The sequence below is a fragment of the Bartonella sp. MR168JLCBS genome, from assembly GCF_042194175.1.
In genome coordinates this window covers 1-851 of the sequence record NZ_JBHIMP010000247.1, presented here as the reverse complement: position 1 = coordinate 851, position 851 = coordinate 1, and the positions used below count along the sequence as shown (strand labels likewise).

The window sequence follows — 851 nt, the reverse complement described above, 5'->3', positions numbered from 1 at the left end:
AAACCTTGTTGGAGAAGATAGGGTTCAATAATATCTTCAATGGCATCACGCGGCTCTGAGAGAGCAGCAGCAATGGTCTCAATGCCCACTGGACCACCTAAAAAAGTTTCTGCAATTAACAACAAATAGCGACGATCAAGTGGATCGAGACCAAGATGATCAACCTCAAGACGCGAAAGCGCTTCATCAGCAACTTTGCGGTCAATTTTTTTTGCCCGTTTGACAAGAGCAAAATCACAAACCCGCCGTAAAAGTCGTCCCGCAATCCGTGGAGTACCGCGTGCCCGTCGGGCAATTTCATGGGCGCCATCATCACTGATCTGTACCGAAAAAAGGCGCGCATTGCGCTGAACAATATATTCCAATTCCTCTATGGTATAAAAATTGAGACGAATTGGAATGCCAAACCGATCCCGTAATGGTGTGGTCAAGAGTCCTAAACGCGTGGTTGCTGCAACCAAAGTGAATTTGGCAAGATCAATTTTAACTGAACGCGCTGCAGGACCTTCACCAAGAATAAGATCAAGCTGATAATCTTCCATGGCTGGATAAAGAATTTCTTCAATAGCCGGATTTAAACGATGAATTTCATCAATAAACAGAACATCACGTTCTTCTAGATTGGTTAAAAGAGCTGCCAAATCTCCTGATTTAGCAATAACAGGACCCGAAGTAGAGCGAAAATTAACCCCTAATTCTTTGGCCATAATCTGTGAAAGTGTTGTTTTGCCTAAACCAGGTGGTCCTACAAACAAAACATGGTCTAGTGCTTCTTGACGCGCTTTTGCTGCTTCGATAAATATTTTTAAATTTGCACGTGCTGCCTCTTGACCAATAAAGTCATCGAGCAC

The 851-nt window shown here is 43.4% G+C and carries 1 protein-coding gene; it reads right to left on the bottom strand.

The window, feature by feature from the left end:
• The coding region (ruvB, locus tag ACFIK8_RS10650; protein ID WP_375669411.1) for a Holliday junction branch migration DNA helicase RuvB at positions 1-851 on the bottom strand (851 nt) is incomplete at both ends.